At 60.8% G+C, this 16,297-nt stretch carries 18 protein-coding genes and 2 tRNA genes; 11 read left to right on the top strand and 9 right to left on the bottom strand.

The window, feature by feature from the left end:
- Positions 1 to 248: 248 nt before the first annotated feature.
- Positions 249 to 2,081 (bottom strand): hypothetical protein, encoded by a 1,833-nt coding sequence (locus ABWU19_RS11135; RefSeq protein WP_435901753.1) that lies wholly within the window; start codon positions 2,079 to 2,081, stop codon positions 249 to 251.
- A gap of 12 nt (positions 2,082 to 2,093) precedes the next feature.
- The gene (locus tag ABWU19_RS11130) at positions 2,094 to 2,726 is read right to left on the bottom strand and encodes a hypothetical protein (RefSeq protein ID WP_435901752.1); all 633 of its coding nucleotides are present in this window, start codon (positions 2,724 to 2,726) and stop codon (positions 2,094 to 2,096) included.
- Positions 2,727 to 2,848: 122 nt separating this feature from the next.
- Here ABWU19_RS11130 and ABWU19_RS11125 point away from each other — a divergent pair.
- From ABWU19_RS11125 to ABWU19_RS11110, 4 genes are all read left to right on the top strand, one after another.
- Positions 2,849 to 2,922, top strand: a tRNA-Gln gene (locus tag ABWU19_RS11125).
- A gap of 65 nt (positions 2,923 to 2,987) precedes the next feature.
- Positions 2,988 to 3,062 (top strand) — tRNA-Glu (locus tag ABWU19_RS11120).
- Positions 3,063 to 3,153: 91 nt separating this feature from the next.
- Positions 3,154 to 4,257, top strand: a complete 1,104-nt coding sequence (locus ABWU19_RS11115) for an MFS transporter (protein ID WP_435901751.1) — start codon at positions 3,154 to 3,156, stop codon at positions 4,255 to 4,257.
- Positions 4,226 to 4,876 carry an HAD family hydrolase gene (locus tag ABWU19_RS11110; protein ID WP_435901750.1) on the top strand — a complete coding sequence of 217 codons (651 nt, stop codon included), beginning with the start codon at positions 4,226 to 4,228 and terminating at the stop codon, positions 4,874 to 4,876. The genes ABWU19_RS11115 and ABWU19_RS11110 overlap by 32 nt, the downstream gene beginning before the upstream one ends.
- Here the strand turns inward: ABWU19_RS11110 and ABWU19_RS11105 are convergent.
- Positions 4,873 to 5,328 carry a methyltransferase family protein gene (locus tag ABWU19_RS11105; RefSeq protein WP_435901749.1) on the bottom strand — a complete coding sequence of 152 codons (456 nt, stop codon included), beginning with the start codon at positions 5,326 to 5,328 and terminating at the stop codon, positions 4,873 to 4,875. The two genes, ABWU19_RS11110 and ABWU19_RS11105, sit on opposite strands and share 4 nt — an antisense overlap.
- A 274-nt stretch (positions 5,329 to 5,602) precedes the next feature.
- Between ABWU19_RS11105 and ABWU19_RS11100 the strand changes: the two genes are divergently transcribed.
- Entirely contained in the window at positions 5,603 to 6,625 is a 1,023-nt protein-coding gene (locus ABWU19_RS11100) for a hypothetical protein (protein WP_435901748.1), read from the top strand.
- Positions 6,626 to 6,764: 139 nt separating this feature from the next.
- On the opposite strand, the gene ABWU19_RS11095 is transcribed toward ABWU19_RS11100, so the two are convergent.
- Positions 6,765 to 7,058 carry a hypothetical protein gene (locus ABWU19_RS11095; RefSeq protein ID WP_435901747.1) on the bottom strand — a complete coding sequence of 98 codons (294 nt, stop codon included), beginning with the start codon at positions 7,056 to 7,058 and terminating at the stop codon, positions 6,765 to 6,767.
- Positions 7,059 to 7,241: 183 nt separating this feature from the next.
- On the opposite strand from ABWU19_RS11095, the gene ABWU19_RS11090 reads away from it, so the two are divergent.
- Complete coding sequence (locus ABWU19_RS11090; protein ID WP_435901746.1) at positions 7,242 to 7,913, top strand: hypothetical protein; 672 nt, start codon at positions 7,242 to 7,244, stop codon at positions 7,911 to 7,913.
- Between the two features lie 61 nt (positions 7,914 to 7,974).
- Here the strand turns inward: ABWU19_RS11090 and ABWU19_RS11085 are convergent, their stop codons facing one another.
- Both ABWU19_RS11085 and ABWU19_RS11080 read right to left on the bottom strand, forming a co-directional pair.
- On the bottom strand, positions 7,975 to 8,628 hold the full coding sequence (locus ABWU19_RS11085) for an outer membrane lipoprotein carrier protein LolA (RefSeq protein WP_435901745.1): 654 nt from the start codon (positions 8,626 to 8,628) through the stop codon (positions 7,975 to 7,977).
- Complete coding sequence (locus ABWU19_RS11080; RefSeq protein ID WP_435901744.1) at positions 8,625 to 9,464, bottom strand: hypothetical protein; 840 nt, start codon at positions 9,462 to 9,464, stop codon at positions 8,625 to 8,627. Before ABWU19_RS11080 ends, ABWU19_RS11085 begins: the two co-directional genes overlap by 4 nt.
- Positions 9,465 to 9,572: 108 nt before the next feature.
- Here ABWU19_RS11080 and ABWU19_RS11075 point away from each other — a divergent pair, with 108 nt between their 5' ends.
- Together ABWU19_RS11075 and ABWU19_RS11070 are read left to right on the top strand one after the other, a co-directional pair.
- On the top strand, positions 9,573 to 10,112 hold the full coding sequence (locus tag ABWU19_RS11075) for an inorganic diphosphatase (RefSeq protein ID WP_435901743.1): 540 nt from the start codon (positions 9,573 to 9,575) through the stop codon (positions 10,110 to 10,112).
- Positions 10,113 to 10,305: 193 nt separating this feature from the next.
- Positions 10,306 to 10,737, top strand: a complete 432-nt coding sequence (locus ABWU19_RS11070; protein ID WP_435901742.1) for a hypothetical protein — start codon at positions 10,306 to 10,308, stop codon at positions 10,735 to 10,737.
- Here ABWU19_RS11070 and moaA read toward each other — a convergent pair.
- Entirely contained in the window at positions 10,734 to 11,708 is a 975-nt protein-coding gene (moaA, locus tag ABWU19_RS11065; protein ID WP_435901741.1) for a GTP 3',8-cyclase MoaA, read from the bottom strand. The genes ABWU19_RS11070 and moaA overlap by 4 nt on opposite strands.
- A 146-nt stretch (positions 11,709 to 11,854) precedes the next feature.
- On the opposite strand from moaA, the gene ABWU19_RS11060 reads away from it, so the two are divergent.
- Together ABWU19_RS11060 and ABWU19_RS11055 are read left to right on the top strand one after the other, a co-directional pair.
- A complete protein-coding gene (locus tag ABWU19_RS11060; protein ID WP_435901740.1) occupies positions 11,855 to 12,262 on the top strand; it encodes a thiol-disulfide oxidoreductase DCC family protein in 408 nt (135 codons plus the stop codon).
- A 75-nt stretch (positions 12,263 to 12,337) separates the two neighbouring features.
- On the top strand, positions 12,338 to 13,168 hold the full coding sequence (locus ABWU19_RS11055; protein WP_435901739.1) for a patatin-like phospholipase family protein: 831 nt from the start codon (positions 12,338 to 12,340) through the stop codon (positions 13,166 to 13,168).
- Here ABWU19_RS11055 and ABWU19_RS11050 read toward each other — a convergent pair.
- Together ABWU19_RS11050 and ABWU19_RS11045 are read right to left on the bottom strand one after the other, a co-directional pair.
- Positions 13,152 to 14,207 (bottom strand): quinone-dependent dihydroorotate dehydrogenase, encoded by a 1,056-nt coding sequence (locus ABWU19_RS11050; protein WP_435901754.1) that lies wholly within the window; start codon positions 14,205 to 14,207, stop codon positions 13,152 to 13,154. The two genes, ABWU19_RS11055 and ABWU19_RS11050, sit on opposite strands and share 17 nt — an antisense overlap.
- 102 nt (positions 14,208 to 14,309) lie before the next feature.
- Positions 14,310 to 15,494, bottom strand: coding sequence for an acyl-CoA dehydrogenase family protein (locus tag ABWU19_RS11045; protein ID WP_435901738.1), 1,185 nt, complete (start codon positions 15,492 to 15,494; stop codon positions 14,310 to 14,312).
- Between the two features lie 207 nt (positions 15,495 to 15,701).
- On the opposite strand from ABWU19_RS11045, the gene ABWU19_RS11040 reads away from it, so the two are divergent.
- A complete protein-coding gene (locus ABWU19_RS11040) occupies positions 15,702 to 16,094 on the top strand; it encodes a S1 RNA-binding domain-containing protein (protein ID WP_027878500.1) in 393 nt (130 codons plus the stop codon).
- Positions 16,095 to 16,297 lie beyond the last annotated feature (203 nt).

Here is a 16,297-nt window from a genome sequence, read left to right as displayed (position 1 = left end):
TCTCCACCACTCCCATGCCCCTCTATCGCTGGCTTAGTGGATGTATATGATAAAAGCCTGCTGGGGGTAGCAGCTATGCTGTGGGCTGGGCCAGCAGCCTGCTTTGGGCTTTTCGGCGGTGGGCCAATGCCAAACAGACCATGACCGACCCCTCGCGCGAGAAATGGCCCTGGCTCGAGCTGCTTGCTGTGGCAGGGGCAGCTTTTATCAGCTGGTTTGAGCATTCAGAGCTTCAGGCGGGCCTCACATCAGAACTCCTCGTCCCACTCCACGATGGTTTCGCTGGTGAGGCCGGGGTTGGGTTTGGCGCTGGCCCCTGCTGCGGTAGCTGCACTGGCCTGGGGGATGGTGGTGTTACGGCCCCGCCGCACAGGGGTACGCTGGTTTTGCAACAAGCCAAACTGAGCCGCAATGCCGCGCAGGCCAATGGTGGCGAAAATTATCACCAGGAACACCGTCAGGCCCCAGAACAACTGGGCCAAAAGGTTTTGCTGAATGGAGAGGTTGGTCAGGATGCTCAGAAAGGACAGCCGGCCATAGCGTGGGTCGGACAGAATGGAACCGATGTAGGAAAGCCCCTCCATCATGGCTGGCAACAGCAGGAAGAAGAAGGCCAGCCCCAGGAAGCGCCAGTAGATGTTGCGCCCCCCAAAGGTAAGGGTCAGCAGGTAGAGCGGGAAGAAGGCCAGCAGCCCGGCCAGGATGAACACAAAAGCCCGGGGGATGCCCAGAATGGTTTGCAGCAGCCAGACCTGCAGGTCGTGGAAGGCTCCCAGGCTCCTGCCCTCCAGGGCCAGGCCGTTCTCCAGCAGCTCCCCCGAGAGCACGGTGAAGTCGCTGGTGCGCAGCCCTACTGCGTTCTCGGCCAGGCCCAGAATCCGGCTGGTGCGCAGGGCCAGTTCGGGCTGCAAGGCCTCGACCAGGGGCGCTATAGCCGTTCTGTAGCGGGCATTGACCTGGGCCAGGGTACGCCTGGCGGCGTCGGTCTGGCCGGTTTCGGCCTGGGCCTGGGCTTCCATCAGGCGACCGCGCACCTCGAGCAGGGCCCGTTTCCAGTCGTCGATGCTGTAAATGCCCGCACCGGTGAGGCTGTCGGCCACCCTCTCGAGCTGGCGGTTGTCTTTTATTAGAAAGCGCAGGTCGCCCAGCAACTGCTGGTAGGCGTCCTGGGTAGGGGGTGAAACAGGGGCTGGTTTGGGGGTTGGGGGGGTGGCTGGGCGTGCGGCAGGCCTGGTGGGGGCCACCTCCTTGGGTGCAGGGGGAGTGCGGGGGGCTTCTAGGCGAACCCCCCCTGCGGCGGGGGGGGCTTGGACGGTGGTAGCGGGGCTACTTCGCTGCTGGCTTTGTGGGCTCGAGACCGCTTTCAGGAAGTTCTGGGTCTGGGCTGCCAGCGCCTGCACATCGGCTTTGAAGCCGCTCAGGTTACCGCTGGAGAGCTTGCCCAGGGCATCCACAAAGGCCTTGGCGCTGAGGCCCCTGGCGCGGGGCGAGTCCTGCACGACCAGGTAGAGGGCATAGGCCCGGATGGCCTCGAGGTAGGCCTGCACGGCGCTGGTCTGGGCCTGGGCCCGCTGCAGCGCATTGGCAATGCCCTGGGCGTAGGTGCGCTCGAACAGGCGGCGCAGCCCATCGAGGTTGTTGGCGGCAGCCAGGGCCTGGGCCTGGGCTTGCAGGCTACCCGGGAGGCCGCTGGCCGAGAGCACTTTGGGCAGCAGGCGGCTGGCCTCGGCGCTGTTGCCGGCTGCAAGGGCGCTGAAGTAGTTGTCGTAGAGGGCCTTGCCCATAATGGCCTTGATGATCTGGATGCGGGCCTCGAGGTCGGCCTTGCTGCGGCGGGCCAGGGCCTGGCGGGCATCGGCCAGCGACTGCTGCACCCCCTCACGCAGCACTGGGGCCAGTTCGCCTGCCCCCTTGCGGAAGTCGTCCTCGGCTTTGGAAAGGAGCTCCAGGGCCCGTGCGGGGTTGCTGTTTTGCAGCGCGCGCACCTGATCCAGGGTGGGTGCGAGCTGGTCGTACAGGGTGAGGGCCGGCGTGGCCCAGGCCAGGCTGAACAGCGTGATTATTGCGAACCAACGCTTCATGGTCATAACCTCCTATTGCTCGGCGCCTACCTGGAGGGCTTCAATCTTGCCCATTCGATACAACAATTGTCCCAGATTGGCCTCGTTGCGTGTGAGCACAGCCAGGTAGCCTCGGCCTAACGGGCGAAGAACCAGCTGGGCTTCCCTGAGCACAGTGTAAAACACCCGGTAGCTCCCTTTGCGGTCAAGTAACCGATGTATGGCGGTAAGCAGATCCAACAGGCTTTCGCTGTGTTCTCCCAGACGGCATTCCCTCCCGTAACTGGACTCCAGCACCACCGCCAGCACCCCCTCCCCCCTTGCCAGCTCCAGCACCAGGTTCTCGCGCTCTTGCGCACTTTGCAGATTGATGTGCTCGGTGGGGTCGGTGACCTCGAGGGTGGGTTGGGCGGGGGCCTGGGCCTGTTGGGGGCGCTGGGCCTTGAGCTGGCGTGCCAGTTTTTCCAGCTCGGGCAAAAACCCGCTCATGGGCAGAACCCCTTTGAGCTCTCGCTGCAAAGGCCCCTCAATGAGTTCGGCCCAGCCCTGTGGCCCCAGCAAGTCCGGCGACTGCCCGCCCAGAGCCCGCTTAAGCAAGCTGCTGGCGGCCAGGGGCGAGATCACCTGCGACAGGGCCTCGATGACTTTTTGCTCGATGTTATCCAATCGCCCTCCAGAGGTTGTGTAAAGGCCGGAAAGGCCCGGCTTGGGGAGATTATAGTGAAGCCCTTGTCAAAACTTGGGTCATCTTGTACTATACCCGTTGCCTGCTCGAACAGGCTCCCTAATGGGGCATCGTCTAACGGCAGGACTACGGATTCTGGCTCCGTCAATCGTGGTTCGAATCCACGTGCCCCAGCCAGATTTATCTCGAAGGGCTAGTTGCGACCTAAGCGCAAGGCAGCACCCCCGAGATAAACCCAAATTGGCCCCATCGACTAGCGGTTAGGTCACCGCCCTTTCAAGGCGGCGGCAGGGGTTCGAATCCCCTTGGGGTCACCAAAAAGCCCTCGGTTTGCACCGGGGGTTTTAGCTTTGTGGAAACGCGCTCAGCCAGGGCGATGCCACCGGGCTCGAGGCCCTAAAAACACCCATGAAACCGCTAGAGAATTCCCTACGTTTGCGCCTCACCTGGGGCAGTGCCCTGGGGTTGTTTATGACCGGGGCCATCAGTGCTGCGGTTGGGGCGGTCATTCCGCAGTGGCGGGCCGAGTTTGGCGTGGGCCCCGAGCTGGCCTGGTACTTCAACCTGTTTTTTGTGGGGGCCTTGCTGGGCATCTTTTTGGCCAGCCGGATGCGCCGACGCCACCCCTGGCTCCCCTTAGCCCTGCTGGCCGAGGGGCTGGGGCTGTTGCTCATCGCCCTGACCCCCCAGATGGGCGGGGTTTTTGGGGCGGCTTTGCTGCTGGGCCTGGGGGTGGCGGTGGCCAACTTCCACTGCAATGCCCTTCCGCTCGAGCTTTACTCCAAGGGCCAGCTGGCGGTGCTCTACCGCGTCAACACCGCCTTTGGGGTGGGGGCGGTGCTGGCGCCGTTGCTGATGGTGGGGCTGCCCTGGCGGGTGGGCTATGGGGTGCTGGCCCTGGTGGCCCTGGCAGCGGCAGCCCTGCTGTGGCAGGCCCCAGCGGCCCGGACGCGCAGCGGGGCCGAGGGCCCCAAACGCCCGTCGGCGCTGCTGCCCTGGGTGCTGCTGGCGGTGGTCTCGTATGTGGCGGTGGAGCTGGTGGTCTCGAGCTTCTCCGGGCTGTACCTGCGCCACCTGGGCTACGACCCCCGCTGGGTAGGGGTGCTGCTCTCGCTGTACTGGGTGGGCCTCACGCTGGGGCGCTGGCTCCTGGCCGACTTTGTGGCCGCCAATCCCCTGGCCCGGCTGGCTGGGCTGCAACTGGGGGCGGTGTTGGTGGCGCTGTGCTACTTTGTGCCCCCCCTGGCCTGGCTCTTTCCCCTGCTGGGCTTCTGGGTGGCCCCCACCTTTCCCACCCTCTATGCCTTTACCGAGCGGCACATCGGCTATGGCGGGCTGGCCCTGCTGTTTTATGCCGCGGCGGTGGGCAGCAACCTGATTCCGGCGGCCTTTGCCCTGCTGCCCCAAGCGGTGCTGGCCCCCGGCATGCTTCTGGCGGTGGCCTGGATGACCGGCATGACCTACCTGCTCTGGAGAAAAAGTGAAGCTCAAGGCCCTGCTCTTCGACCTTGACGGCACCCTGGCCGATACCGACCGCCTGCACGAGCAAGCCTGGCTCGAGGGCCTCTCCCGCTACGGTCTGCAGGGCGACCACACCTTCTACCAGACCCAGATTAGCGGGGGCCTGAACCCCGAGATTGTGCAGCGGTTGCTGCCGCAGCTTTCCGGGGCCGAGGGCGAGGCCTTCTTGCAGCAAAAAGAGGCCCGCTTCCGCGAACTGGCTTCCGAGGTGCAGCCTCTACCGGGCCTGGGGACGCTGTGGGCCTGGGCCCAGGAGCAAAGGCTCTGCCGGGCCCTGGTGAGCAACGCCCCCAGGGAGAACGCCCAGCACCTGCTGAGGCGGCTCGGGTTGGTGTTTGACCACATCGTGCTATCCGAAGACCTGCCCGCCGGCAAGCCCGACCCGCTGCCCTACCGTACCGCCCTGGCGCAGCTTGGCATCGGCCCCAGCCAGGCCCTGGCCTTCGAAGACTCGCCCTCCGGGGTGCGCTCGGCGGTAGGGGCGGGTATCCGCACCGTGGCCCTGACCACCGGCCACCCCGCCCATGCGCTGGAACAAGCCGGGGCTTTCCTGTGCATCCCCGACTTCGCCGACCCGCGCCTGTGGGCGTATCTGCGCGAAATGGGCTAGTAGATCCAGGGAATCAGCTTTTTGACCCGGCGGCGGTAGCTTTTGTACTCGGGGAAGCGCTCTTGTAACCAGTGCTCCTCGAGGCTGGCCTTGCGGTCGAGCAAAGCAAACAACAGCCCACACAGCAAAACCGTCCAGGGGTTCAGGTGGGCCAGGCTGCTGCCCAGCGCCCACAGCAGCAGCCCGCAGTAGATGGGATGCCGCACCACCCGGTACAGCCCCTGCTGCACCAGATAACCCCCCGGCTTTGGCTTGGGCAGGGCGGTTAGGTTGCGCCCCAGCTGCCAGGCCGCAAGCAGCAGCACCCCCAGCCCCAGCCAGGACAGCCCCCGCCCCAGCCAGGTGAGCCAGGATGGGCTAAAGGAAGGCGTGAGCCACAAGGCCAGCACCAGCAGCCCCAGCAGGGTAAACTGCCCCACCACATACCACTCGCCCCGCTCGCCGAAGCGCATGGGTACAGGATACAGGGGTTGGGGTGCATTTGGGGTTTTGATATTTTGGAAATGCAGGATAGAATCAACATCCAGAGTAGCCACCGCCTATGACCCTAGGCCGCGAGACAAACCTTGGATGGCTACCTGCACCAAACCCAAAAAAGGAGGGATATTTGAATGCAAGTTATCTGTATCGGGAACAAGATGAACTTGCGGTATAAATGGCTTGTTGAGCATGTTACACCGCTTGTGCGGTATAAATACTAGTTATGTGCAAAAGAGGAGATGACAAGTGCTATACAGACTACGGTCTACCGACGGGAAGTTCGACAGGCTGGAACCTGTAGCTTTCAAGGATTTTTCGAGCTTTGGTAATTTAGAAAAAGACTTGGAGGAGCTGATTGCTGCGAGCATTCTTGATGTTCTTTTTGAAGATGCCAGCTTAATGCCAATATTCCAAGAACGTCAATATCAAGCCGAAGCTGACATCTACGCATTAAATGAAAACGGAGAACTCATCATTTTTGAACTAAAGAGAGGCGCTGCAGGCGAAGATGCAGTTCATCAAGCCTTGCGGTATGCTCAAGACGCAGGGCAATGGACTTTTTCTACCCTGCAGAATAAATACAACCAATACATAAACAGTAGCACCGATTTGTCCTTAGCGCATAAGGAGGCATTCAACCTTGAGCATCCATTGGACGCAAAGGAAATAAACAAAAAACAACATCTAATCATAATTGGTAGTGCCGCTGATGATAGCCTTATCAATGCTGTCGACTACTGGAAACATCAAGGGATCTCAATCGATTTTCTTCCGTATAGAATTTATGAGATAAATGGTGAAAAGTATTTCGAGTTTTTTGCCCTACCATATGATAGACACAAGAATCCGAGCGATGTTAAGGGTGTATTGTTCGACACCAATAGAAGTTGGGATGAGGAATCAATTTGGTACATGATGGAAAATAATAGAGTAGCTGCCTTTGGCGATGCTAAACGGTTCGTTGAATATGTTTACCCAGGTGACATCGTTTTCTTTTCACACAAATGGACAGGCATTGTAGCTGCTGGTCGAGTTAAGAAAGGCAGCATAAAGGCACCGGACGACGAGACGTTGTATCGGGATGTTGAGTTCATCACACCAATTCCAAGAAAGGGGCAAGCAATAAAGGCTATGCCATTTGGGAAGGTCTCTGAAATTACAGGGAAGAGCTTTTTCTGGGCTCGTACCATCAAGGTCCCATACCTTTCAAAAGATGAGGCTGACAATTTAGCAAAAGAGTTGAAAGCATACCTTGAAAAAAGCACATAACAACCGCATCAACTCGGACTGGCAATTCCGCTGCGCTCCATTGCCAGCCGGTTATGCGGAACGTTAGACCTTACAGAACACGTCTTATGCGAAGAGATTAGAAGAGATTAGATGAGCACGGATGGACTCGAGCTGGCAGTTACCAGCCCCAGGCGGTAGGTTGTATATGCGAAGTTTGGGCTAGTTCTTGTTGGCTTTTGCCTTTTATTTGCGTATACGTCGGCTGAGCGGGTCGGCCAAGGCAAAGCCCAGCAGCCCCAACCAGCCCACCCAGGCGCCCCAGGGGGGTGGGGTAGACCGGATAGGTGCCCCGGGTGGGGCTGGTTTTGCCGCCGAAAAGCACCGAGTGGTCTTTGCCGTACACGCCCAAAAACTCGCCTGTGGGGCTGATGACCGTGGCTTCGTTGCGGAAGAGCCGCTCGCCGAAGCGCATGGGTACAGGATACCGCGCTGGTGGAGCATGATGAGGATTCGAATGAGGTAGAATCAGCGCTACCATCTGGTTCCATGCCTGGTTGAAACACGCCAAGGGCTTATCGTTGACAACAAAGTCAGAAAAGGGGGCAGCGGAAGCTGTTATGAACCGATCTCAGAGCTTTTTGGGGGCCTTTGTCTGATGTTGCATCGCGTACTGCTTTCCTGGAGTTCGGGTAAGGACAGCGCCTGGGCCTTGCATGTGCTGCGCAACGATCCGCAGGTGGAGGTGGTCGGCCTGCTCACCACCGTCAACACGGCCTACGGGCGGGTGTCCATGCATTCGACCCGGCTCGAGCTCCTCAGGGCACAGGCCCAGGCGGTGGGGCTTCCGCTCCACATTGTCCCGCTGCCGTGGCCTTGTTCCAACGAGGTCTACGAGGCGGCCATGCGTAAGGCCATTGAAGAAGGGGTCAGGCGCGGGGCCACCCACATCGCTTTTGGAGACCTCTTTTTGGAGGACGTCCGCGCTTACCGGGTCAAGCAGCTTGAAGGGTGCGGCCTCGAGCCGCTCTTTCCCATCTGGCACGAGCCCACCGGGCCGCTCGCGCGGCAGATGATAGATGCTGGCCTACAGGCGGTCATCACCTGTATCGATCCCAAGAAGCTCCCGCGCTCGTTTGCTGGTCGCCGCTTTGACCGCGCACTGCTCGATGAATTGCCGCATGATGTGGACCCCTGCGGCGAGAACGGAGAGTTTCACACCTGCGTCCTGGCCGGGCCGATGTTCCGCGAGCCACTGCGCGCTGTGGCTGGCGAGACGGTAGAGCGCGACGGCTTCGTTTTTGCCGACCTGCTGCCGGAGGGTGGCTAGGGGGCGGACATGCCGCAGTCCACATGGGGCGTTAAACCCCTGCCAAGGGCCGCATTTGGCGCTAGTTCCGTCGCAAAACCTCGGCATCGGCGGGCCGTTTACGCAGGGCCTGGGGGGTCAGGCTGGTGCGGCGGAAGTTGTTCAGGCTCAGTTCGGCCAGCACTTTGTTGTTGCTGTCGCGCAGGGTGATGGTCAGGGGACGGGGGTCGGACTTGAGCACCAGGATTTCCATGCTGGCAAAGCCCAGCGAGGCCTCTTTGGGGGTGCCCTGGATGCGCCAGGCGGCCCCGGCGGGGGTGTTTTGCTCGCCCAGAAGCCGCAGCGTGAGCCGCTCGGTGAGCTCCTGGAAGTCGCCCAGGTCGGTCAGGTTGAAGCCCAGGCCCTCGATGCGGGCTTTGGCCCTTGGTTGAATGATGAGCTGGTTGGTCAGGAACAGGTAGTTCCAGACTTCCTTGTCCGAGATCACCACAAAGTTGCCCTCCAGCGCAGCGGGCTTTTTGAACTCGACGCGGGCGAGCTGTTCCTTGCCGGGGATCACCTGGAGCCGAAACTCGGCGTCCTGGTTGCTGCCGTCGGGTAGCTGCACCTTGCCCGTGACGATGGCCTCCCAGGGGGCGCGCTCGAGGTTGGCCTGCACCTGGCGGGTAATTTCGGCGACGCTCTGGGCCATAGCCAGTCCCAAAGATAAGGAAACGATGGTCAGTAGCTTCTTCATTCACTGCCTCCAAAACTGTGCGTGTAGCGCAACCACAGCGAAAATCCGCCATTGTAGCCGAGATCGGCACGGAGGCGGTAGGCCTCCACCCCCAAGGTAGCAGCCCAGGGGTAGCTCAGGGTTAGGCGCAGCTTAAGATTGTTGATTTGTTCCTCGTCTAGAGGCCTGGTTAAGGCCGCCTCCAGCCGGCCTAGCTGCCCGGCCCGCAGGGTGGCCTCGAGCAGGGTTCCGGCCTCGTCGAGCTCGCCCCGCCAGCCCAGCAGGGCATACCAGCGCGAATCGTCCAGGCCCAGCCCAAAGGTGTAGGTCTCGCCCTGCCGCAGCGCATAGCTGAGTTCAGCCGCGCCTCTGGCGATGCCGACCAGGTCGTTTTTGAAACCCAGTTGCAGGCCCAGGGTTTGCCGGGGGTCGAGGCGGTAGCGCCCCCAGAGCCCCAGCTTCAACCCGCCTTCGGCCTCGTCGCCCACCCACAGATTGGAGCGCAGGGTGTTGCTGTAGGTGGCCTCGAGGTTCGCCGCCAGCGGGCCCAAGGCGCCACTGGCAGCGGCCTGTAAGCCCCAGCCGGCCAGGCCCAGGCTGACCCGTGCGCCGTAGCGCAGCCGGCCCAGGGCGCTAAACTCCAGCGCGCCCCCGAGCCCCAGGCCCAGCGCATCGCGCTGAAACCGCGCATTCAGCTCCCATTCGCCCAGCGGGAGGGTGGTTTCTACAGTGGGTGTTAGGTAATCGGGCCCCAGGCGCCCGTACAGGCCAAAGGTGAGGGACTGCCCAAAGCCAAGGGCCGCAAGCTGAAGACCCAGGAAGGCCAGGACGATGTGCAGGTGTGGGTGCGATTTCATCCGAACCATATTATGCGCTTCGGTGTACATTCGAGCATTTCGCTCTTGAGCCTGCCGGCGCCTTTTGATTTTGCATGTGGGGGTTTTAGGTGTCAGAATGTCTGCGATATGGCGAACCTCAAGAACCTGCCTGTTGGTAAAAAGGCTCCCGAAATCGTGCACATGGTCATCGAAGTGCCGCGTGGCTCGTCCAACAAGTACGAATACGACCCCGACCTCGAGGCCATCAAGCTCGACCGGGTGCTGCCTACCGCCCAGTTCTACCCTGGCGACTACGGCTTCATTCCCTCCACCCTGGCCGAGGACGGTGACCCCCTGGATGGCGTCATTCTCTCCACCCATCCCCTCCTGCCGGGGGTGGTGGTGGATGTGCGGATTGTGGGCATGGTGGACATGCAGGACGAAAAAGGCGGCGACGCCAAAATCATCGGGGTGGTGGCCGAGGATCCCCGCTGGGATTATATCCAGGACTTGAACGACGTCCCCACCGCCTACAAGCAGGAAATCCAGAATTTCTTCGAGACCTACAAGGCCCTGGAAGCGCACAAGGGCAAGTGGGTCAAGGTGTCGGGCTGGAAGGACAAGGCCGGCGCGGTCGCCGAGGTGCAGGCCTGCATCGAGCGATTTAAAGAGGCCAAGGACTACTAGCAATACCGGGTTTGGCTGAGCCTCCTGAACGCTGCCGGTTCACCCCGACCGACCGGACGTAAGAAATCTCCCCGGTCTGGGCCCCCGCCCGAAGCATTGGCGGGGGGAATGCTCGACTGGCTTTGAAGTTCCTTTGCAGGCTTGGCTTGACCGGCCTAAGCATTTGTGGTTATGTAATCAGACGGGTTACCTTATGGCCTTGCAACAGCGAATTGACTCTCTGCTAAAAGCGCTGGAAGTGCCCGACCTTGCGGTCGAGGTGCCCCCGGTTACCGACGAAGATGGTTTTCTCGAGGCCCTCGAGGCCGCCATTACCAGCTTCATTGAAGATAGCGAGGATGATCAAAGCCCCCTCGGCCTGATCAAGGCCGACCCTTCAGCCTACGACCTCAGCGAGGAGCCCGATTGCGACGAACTACAAAACGCCGTGCGGGACTTCATGAACGCGGGCGACTCCCAGCTCACCCTCATCACCCCCGATAGCCCCCTCCAGCCCGACGGCGGCGAAAATCCCAACAAGTTCTGGGTGTTTTTACTCCAGATGCCCTCGCTCTCCCAACACCGCTGGTGGGCCATTGTGGACAAAAATAGCCGCCACGAAACCTACAACTACGGGGTGCTCTAGCCGCCAATCCCTACCATCACCCGTTCGCGCAGGGTGGGAAGGGTGTTGCCAAAGGCGGGCTTGCGGTCGGTGGCCAGCAGAATGGCATCCACCAGGGCCTCAACCGGACTGGGGGCCTCGAAGGCCCAGGCGATGTCCATCTCCAGGTCGGTTAGCAGGCAGGGGCGGAGTTTCTTGTCGGCGGTCAGGCGCAAACGGGAGCAACTGCTACAGAAAGGTTCGCTAACCGGGTTGATGAAACCTACCGTGCCTACCGCACCGGGGATGCGATAAACCCGGGCAGGGGCGGTGGGGTCGTTATCTACCTTCTCGAGCGGGCCAAAGTGGGCCTCAATTCTGGCCCTGGTCTCGGCCCCGCTGATAAAGCGGGACTGGTAGAGTTCGGGGTTGGAGTTATCGAGGTGCATGTACTCCAAGAAACGCACCTCCAGCGGCTTATCCAGCGAGAGCGAGGCCAGCGGAATGACCTCTTCCTCGTTCATGCCCCGGATCATCACCGCATTGATTTTTACCGGCCCCAGCCCCAGCCCCCAGGCCGTTTCGATGGCATCCCAGACCTTTTCGACCTGCCCGCCCCGGGTCATGCGTTTGAATACCTCAGGGGTAACAGCGTCCATCGAGAGGTTGAGCCGCTTGAGTCCGGCGCTCATCAGCTCTTTGGCCTTGCGCTTGAACAAAAGGCCGTTGGTGGTGATGGCGATGTCGTGAATTCCCAGCTCGCTGGCTGCAGCAATCATCTGGGGCAGCTCTTTACGCACCAGCGGCTCGCCGCCGGTAAAACGCACCGACTCCAGGCCCAATAGCTGCATGGCCTGCAGGAAATGGCGGGTGTCCTCTACCGAGATGGTGCCCGGTGGCTCCGACTGCTCCCAGTCCAGCGGGTGGCAGTACAGGCAGTGCAGGTTGCACCTCGGCGTGACCGAAAGCCGCAGGTCTTTGATGATGCGCCCATAGTTGTCGATTAGTTTCACTGTCGCGACCCCGTGTTGCACATTCTAACAACACGGTTAGCCTAAGGCGAAAGACGGGTTACAAATATCCCTGCCTAGCCCCCGGCAGTCTTCAACTACACGCAGAGCCCACAAACGCTCGAGCGGGCCTGTACTAAGCTAGTGGTGTGAAGGTGGTTGTGCTGTTCGATGGGGTGTGCAATCTGTGTAACCACACCGTGCAGTTCATCATTCGCCACGACAAAGCCCAGCACTTTCAGTTTGCTTCGCAGCAGTCGGAAGCCGGGCAGAGGCTGCTGGCCCAGCACCACATCCCAGGTTCGCAGGCCCTCGCCGAGAGTGTGGTGGTAATCGAGGGGGAAAAGGTGTGGCTGGCGTCGGAGGCTGTTTTTCGCATCCTATACCGGCTGGGTGGTGCCTGGCGTATGCTGGCGGCGCTAAGGCTTTTGCCCAAATGGCTGCGGGATGGGCTCTACCGCTGGGTGGCGCAAAACCGCTACCGCATTTTTGGCAGGCGCGAAAGCTGCCTGGTGCCCACCCCAGAGCTCAAGCAGCGCTTCCTGGATACAGCCTGAGCGGGCTTTCGCAGACGAGTGGCCTGGAAATCTTCCCAGCCCACAAGTGGTAGAAAGTCGAGGTAGTCTAAAGGTATGGCCGATTACAAGCGCTTTGGTATGGCCCTGGGGGGCGGGGGGGCCAGGGGATACGCCCATATTGGGGTAATGCGTGTGCTGGAACGCGAGGGGTTTCGACCCAGCGTAATGGCCGGAACCAGTATGGGCAGCATTATGGCGGCGATTTTCGCCGCAGGACACACCGCCGACAGTGTACAGCAGGTGCTGTCCCAGATGTCTTTCTGGCGCTTTCTGGATCTGAACCCTTTGAACGATATGCTCAACTTTAGCGAACTGGTGCGTTTTTTGGAGCCCCACATCCCCCGCCAGATGGAGGACTTCCCCATTCCCCTTGGCATCACCGCCACCGACCTGATTACCGGAACCGAGGTGTACTTTCGCCAGGGGGATGTGTTTCAGGCCATGCGGGCCTCGATTGCTTATCCGGGGGTTATCAACCCCATCTGGGTGGGGGAGCAACTGCTGGCCGACGGCGGCATTTTGAACCAGATTCCGGTAGACCCGGTGCGCTTTTTGGGGGCAGAGCGGGTGATAGCGGTGGATGTGACCCCGCTGGAGGTTCTGCATGAACAGCCGCAGAAGAAAACCTGGTGGCAGCAGATTTTTCGCCGGGGAATAGACGTCAACCCCATCCAGAATGTTTATCGCTCGGTTGAGATTATGCAGATTCGCCTGGCCGAGGTTAAGCTGGCGGTTTCGCGCCCCGATCTGGTACTGCGGCCCAGGCTCGAGGGCATTGGGCTTTTTAGCTTCCAGCAGCTCGAGCAGGCCATACAAGACGGCGAGACGGCTGCCGAGGGCAAGCTCGAGGAAATCCGCGAACTGCTGGCTATGGGGTCGCCTTGAGCTGCGCCAGACTGGCTATGCCTTCTCGCTCCATTTTTTTAAGCAGCCCCCTGCACAGCTTTTTCAACATGAAGGGCCCCTCATAGACCAGGCCGGTGTAGACCTGCACCAGCGTGGCGCCGTTTGCCAGGCGCTCCCACACGTCTTCGGCGCTAAAAATGCCCCCTACCGAAACAATGGGCAGGCGGCCTTGTAGCTGGGCGTGCAGGTACTTGAGCACCTCGAGCGAGCGTGGCTGCAGCGGCCTGCCCGAAAGCCCGCCGGCTTCGTCTATGGGCGTTTGCAGCCCGCTGCGGGCGGTGGTGGTGTTGGTGGCGATAAGGCCCGAGAGCCGGTATTGTTCTACCAGGGCCAGAATTTCGTCGATCTGCTCCCAGCTAAGGTCGGGGGCAATTTTGAGCAGCAGCGGCTTCTGGCCCTGCACGAAGCCCGTGAGGGCCGCGAGCAGCTCTTCTAGCCGATCCTTATCCTGCAAGGCCCTGAGGCCGGGTGTGTTGGGTGAGCTCACGTTGATGACAAAGTAGTCGCCATAAGGCCAGAGCTGGGAAAGGCTTTGCAGGTAGTCCTGGGGGGCCTCTTCCAGGGGTGTGACCCTGGACTTGCCCAGGTTGATGCCCAGCGGAACTGTCGGCCTGCCAAAGCTCTCTTGCAAGTGAGCAAGCCGTGCCGCTACTGCCTCGGCCCCTTCGTTGTTGAAGCCCATGCGGTTAATCAGGGCCTGGTCCTGGGGCAGCCGAAACAGGCGCGGTCTGGGGTTTCCCGGCTGCGGCAGGGCGGTAACCGAGCCGATCTCCACATGGCCGAACCCCAGTGCAGCCCAGGTTCGCACCGCTACCGCATTTTTGTCGAAGCCTGCGGCCAGCCCGATGGGGTTGGGGAAGCGCAGGCCAAAAGCCGAGACCTCGAGGCGCCTGTCCTGTACCGTGCAGAGGCGGCGCACCAGCTCCAGGCCCGGCCCCCGCTGCCCCAACCAGGCCAGGAGGTGCATCACCCGTTCGTGAATGCGCTCGGGGTCTTGGCGGAAGAGCCAGGGTTTAATCAGCTCGTACACGGGCCAAGAATAGCAGGGAAAGGCCCATTCGTCAGCGGTACTGCCGCCAGGCAGCGGGTACTGCCGCCAGGCAGCGGGTACTGCCGCTGGTTAGCGGTACTGCGCCAGCAGGTTTTTGGCAATAATCACCTTCAAAACCTCGCTGGCGCCCTCGCCGATGCGGGTCAGGCGGGCATCGCGCCAGTAACGCTCGACCGGGTACTCCTTGATGTAGCCGTAGCCCCCCAGAATCTGGATAGCCTCGTCGCAGGCATGCACACCCACTTCCGAGGCAAAGAGTTTGGCCTGAGCAGCGGCCAGACCGAAGGGTTTGCCCGCGTCGCGCAGGTCGGCGGCTTTGAGGTAGAGCAGGCGCGCGGCCTCCAACTGGGTAGCCATATCGGCCAGCTTGTGTGAGACGGCCTGAAACTCAGCGATGGGCTTGCCAAACTGCTCGCGCTCCAGGGCATATTTGGTCGCAAACTCCAAAGCTGCCCGCCCCAGCCCCACCGCCATGGCCGCAATGCCGATACGCCCGCCTTCCAGCACCTTCATCACGTCGTAGAAACCTTTACCCCGCTCGCCCAGCAGGGCTTCTTTGGGTAGGTGGATGTCTTCAAGTATTAGCTGGGCGGTATCGGAGGCGTTGAGGCCCAGCTTCTTTTCCTTGCGCCCAATCCGCAGACCCGGAATAGGCGCCTCAAATACAAGTGCCGAAAGCCCCAGGTGCTTTTTCTCCTCGCTGGGCGCGGCATCGGTGCGGGCATTGACCACATAAACCCCAGCCACCGAGCCCTGGGTAATAAATTGCTTGGAACCGTTCAGCACCCAGCCCGAGTTGGTCTCCTCGGCCTTTGTGCGCAGGGCGGCAGCATCCGAGCCGCTGCCCGGTTCGGTCAGGCCCCAGGCCCCCAGCACCTCCCCCGAGGCCAGCCGGGGCAAAAACTGCTGCTTCTGCTGTTCGTTGGCGGCCAGCAGGATGTGGCCGATGCAGAGGCTATTGTGTGAGGCTACCGTCAAGGCCAGCGAGCCATCCACAGCGGCGATTTCTTCGATGATTCGGGCAAAAATGCGCGTCGAGAGCCCGGCTCCGCCATACTGCTCGGGCACCTGGGCCCCCATCACGCCCATGGCGCCCAGCTTTTTCACAATTTCGAAAGGAAAAGCGCCGCTCTCGTCGCGCAGGGCGGCGGTAGGGGCCACCTCGGCCTGCAAGAAATCCCGTAGCGCACCGATAATCTGGCGCTCCTCGCTGTCGAGCTCAAACCACAAATCCTTGGGGCGATCTGCAATCATTTTGACTCCTCCGTGTTTCTAATATATCACTTTTGCTGACTGGTGTTGGAAATGCGTTACATGTTTTTGTAGTCAGATGGCCTCGATATAAATTCGCCGGTTTGCGGGGAAGTGGGCTGGGGATGATATAGTGAAGTATCGTGAATCCCCAACAGCTTTAGTACGAATGGGCTATGGGATTGCGTGTCGTTTTGGAGGAACGCTTGAATGGAGCTTAAAGCCGGTGCAATCGTAGAAGGTCGCGTTACGCGAATTATGGAGTTTGGGGCTTTTATCGAGTTTCCCACAGGTGAATCGGGTCTGGTGCACATCTCGCAGGTGGCCCACGAGTTTGTCAAAAACATCCGCGATCACCTCAACGAGGGGGACGTGGTCTCGGTTTTGGTGCTGGGCCGCGACGAGAAAGGTCGTCTAGACCTCTCTATCAAAGAGCTTACCCCAGCTCCCGTTGAACCTCCCCGGCCCAAGCGCCTTCCCCGTCAGGCCCCCGAGTTCGAGAATAAGCTCAAGAGCTTTTTGCGTGGCTCCGGTGGCTTTGGCGGCGGGGCGGGCGGTGGCAAAAAGGCAAGTGGGGGTAAAGGTGGGCGCAAGCGCCGATAAAACCTTGCCCCATCTGGCTTGCTGATAAGGTGTTGCCTATTGCGCTCTTCACAGGCGTGGCCTCCCATCCGGGAGGCCACTGTGCTGTGCAGTAGTAATGTTGGTGACTTGCTCGAGGACTATTAAGAGCGCTCTGGTGCAGCCCACATTCCGCACCCCTCTACCTTGACTTTAGGATTTTGGGGTGGAAACCAATGCTGATC

Source organism: Meiothermus cerbereus, from assembly GCF_051297115.1.
Taxonomy (GTDB): Bacteria; Deinococcota; Deinococci; order Deinococcales; family Thermaceae; genus Meiothermus; species Meiothermus cerbereus_A.
Note: the sequence above shows the minus strand (reverse complement) of the source record. Positions and strands in the feature narration are given on the sequence as shown.

What these genes read in the sequence shown, in the direction of transcription:
- ABWU19_RS11105 (WP_435901749.1), bottom strand. Translation starts at nt 5,328, where the DNA reads ATGCGCTTCGGCGAGCGGGGCGAGTGGTATGTGGTGGGGCAGTTTACC.
- ABWU19_RS11040 (WP_027878500.1), top strand. Translation starts at nt 15,702, where the DNA reads ATGGAGCTTAAAGCCGGTGCAATCGTAGAAGGTCGCGTTACGCGAATT.
- ABWU19_RS11115 (WP_435901751.1), top strand. Translation starts at nt 3,154, where the DNA reads ATGAAACCGCTAGAGAATTCCCTACGTTTGCGCCTCACCTGGGGCAGT.
- ABWU19_RS11095 (WP_435901747.1), bottom strand. Translation starts at nt 7,058, where the DNA reads ATGCGCTTCGGCGAGCGGCTCTTCCGCAACGAAGCCACGGTCATCAGC.
- ABWU19_RS11080 (WP_435901744.1), bottom strand. Translation starts at nt 9,464, where the DNA reads ATGAAATCGCACCCACACCTGCACATCGTCCTGGCCTTCCTGGGTCTT.
- ABWU19_RS11090 (WP_435901746.1), top strand. Translation starts at nt 7,242, where the DNA reads ATGTTGCATCGCGTACTGCTTTCCTGGAGTTCGGGTAAGGACAGCGCC.
- ABWU19_RS11085 (WP_435901745.1), bottom strand. Translation starts at nt 8,628, where the DNA reads ATGAAGAAGCTACTGACCATCGTTTCCTTATCTTTGGGACTGGCTATG.
- ABWU19_RS11055 (WP_435901739.1), top strand. Translation starts at nt 12,338, where the DNA reads ATGGCCGATTACAAGCGCTTTGGTATGGCCCTGGGGGGCGGGGGGGCC.
- ABWU19_RS11045 (WP_435901738.1), bottom strand. Translation starts at nt 15,494, where the DNA reads ATGATTGCAGATCGCCCCAAGGATTTGTGGTTTGAGCTCGACAGCGAG.
- ABWU19_RS11070 (WP_435901742.1), top strand. Translation starts at nt 10,306, where the DNA reads ATGGCCTTGCAACAGCGAATTGACTCTCTGCTAAAAGCGCTGGAAGTG.
- ABWU19_RS11135 (WP_435901753.1), bottom strand. Translation starts at nt 2,081, where the DNA reads ATGAAGCGTTGGTTCGCAATAATCACGCTGTTCAGCCTGGCCTGGGCC.
- ABWU19_RS11075 (WP_435901743.1), top strand. Translation starts at nt 9,573, where the DNA reads ATGGCGAACCTCAAGAACCTGCCTGTTGGTAAAAAGGCTCCCGAAATC.